The sequence below is a fragment of the Streptomyces sp. NPDC057302 genome (assembly GCF_042667685.1).
Taxonomy (GTDB): domain Bacteria; phylum Actinomycetota; class Actinomycetes; order Streptomycetales; family Streptomycetaceae; genus Streptomyces.
Genome location: NZ_JBHUZJ010000167.1, coordinates 1 through 3,282 on the forward strand (window position 1 = coordinate 1; position 3,282 = coordinate 3,282).

Here is a 3,282-nt window from a genome sequence, read left to right on the forward strand (position 1 = left end):
GGCTGAAACCCGTCAGCCCGTCCGGCGTTTGAGGACGAACTCGGCGAAGCCGGTGATGAGACGGCAACCAAGGCCCCCGCGCCAGCGGGTTTTCGGGAAGGGGCGGGGCTGGGGAAAGAAAAGACTCCGCCCCCCACCCGCACTCAACATGCAAACGGAGAGCACCATGCACGACGACCGCACCCTCATAGAAGCCCGCCTCAAGCGCGTCCTCGACGAGCGCATCCGCCCCGCCGTCTACCCCGATTCCGTCCCCCTGGACGTCGCCGTATGGACCGCCCCGGGCGAGCCCGTGCCCGTCGCGGAGGGCCTCGCGGCGCACCCCGAGCCGACCGAGGTCGGCGCGGCCTGGGGCGCCCCCTGGGCCACCAGCTGGTTCCGGGTGACCGGCACCGTGCCCCAGGAGTGGGCGGGGAAAACCGTCGAGGCCGTCCTCGACCTCGGCTTCGACGAGAACATGCCCGGCTTCCAGTGCGAGGGCCTGGTCTACCGCCCCGACGGCACCCCGGTGAAGGGCCTCAACCCCCGCAACCAGTGGGTACGGATCGCCGCCCCGGCAACCGGCGGCGAAGACGTCCACCTGCACATCGAGGCCGCGTCCAACCCCGTCATCCTCGACTACCACCCCTTCCTGCCCACCCAGCTCGGCGACAAGGAGACGGCCGGCAGCGAGCCCCAGTACAAGCTCGCCCGCATGGACCTCGCCGTCTTCGACGAGACCGTGTGGCAGCTCGTCATCGACCTCGAAGTGCTCGGCGAGCTGATGCAGGAGCTTCCCGAGGACTCCGGGCGCCGTTACGCCGTCGTACGCGCCATCGGCCGCGCCCTGGACGCCGTGGACCTCCAGGACGTGAACGGCTCGGCGCCCGCGGCCCGCGCCGAGCTCGAAGGCGTCCTGGCCACCCCCGCCGAGCCCTCGGCCCACCGCATCAGCGCCGTCGGCCACGCGCACATCGACTCCGCGTGGCTCTGGCCGCTGCGCGAGACGGTGCGCAAGGTCGCGCGTACGACGTCGAACATGACCGCGCTCATCGAGGACGAGCCCGACTTCGTCTTCGCCATGTCCCAGGCGCAGCAGTGGGCGTGGGTCAAGGAGCACCGCCCCGAGGTGTGGACGAAGGTCAAGAAGGCGGTCGCCGACGGGCGGTTCGTGCCCGCGGGCGGCATGTGGGTCGAGTCGGACACGAACATGCCGGGCTCGGAGGCGATGGCCCGTCAGTTCGTGCACGGCAAGCGGTTCTTCCTCGACGAGTTCGGCATCGAGAACGACGAGGCGTGGCTGCCCGACACCTTCGGTTTCGCGGCGGGGCTTCCGCAGATCATCAAGGCGGCCGGGTCCAAGTGGCTGCTCACCCAGAAGATCTCCTGGTCGCAGACCAACCGCTTCCCGCACCACACCTTCAACTGGGAAGGCATCGACGGCACCCGCATCTTCACGCACTTCCCGCCCGTCGACACCTACAACTGCTCGATGAAGGGCAGCGAGATCGCCCACGCGGCGAAGAACTTCAAGGACAAGGGAGTCGCCCGGCACTCGCTCGCCCCGACCGGCTGGGGCGACGGAGGCGGCGGCACCACCCGCGAGATGATCGCGAAGGCCGGACGCCTGCGTGACCTGGAGGGTTCGGCCACCGTCGAGTGGGAGACCCCCGCCGCCTTCTTCGAGAAGGCCGAGGCGGAGTACCCGAACGCCCCTGTCTGGGTGGGCGAGCTGTACCTGGAGCTGCACCGCGCCACCCTCACCAGCCAGGCGGGCACCAAGCAGGGCAACCGCCGCAGCGAGCATCTGCTGCGGGAGGCGGAGCTGTGGGCGGCGACGGCGGCCGTCCGGGCGGGCGAATCGGGCGAATTCGCTTATCCCTACGAGGAGTTGGACCGCATCTGGAAGACGGTGCTGCTCCACCAGTTCCACGACATCCTGCCCGGTTCGTCCATCGCCTGGGTGCACCGGGAGGCGCGCGCGACGTACGCGAAGGTCGCCGACGAGCTGAACGGCATCATCGACGCGGCCCAGCGCGCACTGGCGGGCGACGGCGGCTCGGGAACGCTCATCTTCAACTCCACCCCGCACACCCGCGACGGCGTCCCCGCGGGCGGCGCGCGCCCCGCCGCCATCGACGGCCAGTCCGCGATCGCCTCGCGCGCCGACGGCGGCTATGTCCTGGACAACGGTCTGCTGCGGGTCGAGATCGACGCCCGCGGGCTGATCGTCTCCGCGTACGACATCGTGGCCGACCGGGAGACCGTCGCGCCGGGCCAGGCGGCGAACCTGCCGCAGCTCCACGCCGACTTCCCGAACATGTGGGACGCGTGGGACGTCGACGAGTTCTACCGCAACACGGTCACCGATCTCACGGACGCGGACACGGTCGAGCCCGCGCAGGGCGGTGCCTCGGTCCGTGTCGTACGCAGCTTCGGCGACTCGCGGCTCACGCAGGTGCTGTCCCTGACGCCCGGCTCCACGCGCCTGGACATCGACACGGAGGTCGACTGGCACGAGACGGAGAAGTTCCTGAAGCTGGCGTTCCCGCTGGACATCCACGCGGAGCGGTACGCGTCGGAGACGCAGTTCGGCCACTTCTACCGGGCCACGCACACCAACACGAGCTGGGAGGCCGCCAAGTTCGAGGCGTGCAACCACCGCTTCGTGCACATGGAGGAGCCCGGGTGGGGCGTCGCCCTGGTCAACGACTCGACGTACGGCCATGACGTGACGCGCACGGTGCGCGCGTCGGACGCCGGTACGACCACGACGGTGCGTGCCTCGCTGCTCCGTGCCCCGCGCTTCCCCGACCCCGAGACGGACCAGGGCGTCCACCGCTTCCGGCACGCGCTGGTCCCGGGGGCCGGGATCGGCGACGCGGTGCGCGAGGGCTACCGGATCAACCTGCCCGAGCGGCGGATCGCGGGCGGCGGCGCCGAGGTGGCCCCGCTGGTGACGGTCGACAACGACGCCGTCGTCGTCACCGCGCTCAAGCTCGCCGACGACGGCAGCGGCGACGTCGTCGTCCGCTTCCACGAGTCGCGCGGCGGGCGCGCGAAGGCGACCCTGGCGGCGGGCTTCGCGGTCGGCTCGGTCGAGGTGACGGACCTGCTTGAGCGGCCCCTCGCGGACGCCGTGGCACCGGACTACTCGGTCGAGGGTGTCGCGCTGACGCTGCGGCCGTTCGAGCTGGTGACGCTGCGGCTGACGCGGGCGTGACGGCCGGATGAGCCAAGCTGAGCTGAGTAGAGGCGGCGAACGCGTGGGAGCCGGACGGGCCGGTGGTCGGCGACACGACC

At 71.1% G+C, this 3,282-nt stretch carries 1 protein-coding gene; it reads left to right on the forward strand.

The genetic code is table 11. The features are described from left to right. Positions 1 to 166: 166 nt before the first annotated feature. Positions 167 to 3,202: an alpha-mannosidase gene (locus ACFUPX_RS44020; RefSeq protein ID WP_383335379.1), complete on the forward strand. Its 3,036-nt coding sequence runs from the start codon at positions 167 to 169 to the stop codon at positions 3,200 to 3,202. Positions 3,203 to 3,282 lie beyond the last annotated feature (80 nt).

Coding starts and splice junctions, on each gene's coding strand:
- ACFUPX_RS44020 (WP_383335379.1), top strand. CDS start 167: ATGCACGACGACCGCACCCTCATAGAAGCCCGCCTCAAGCGCGTCCTC.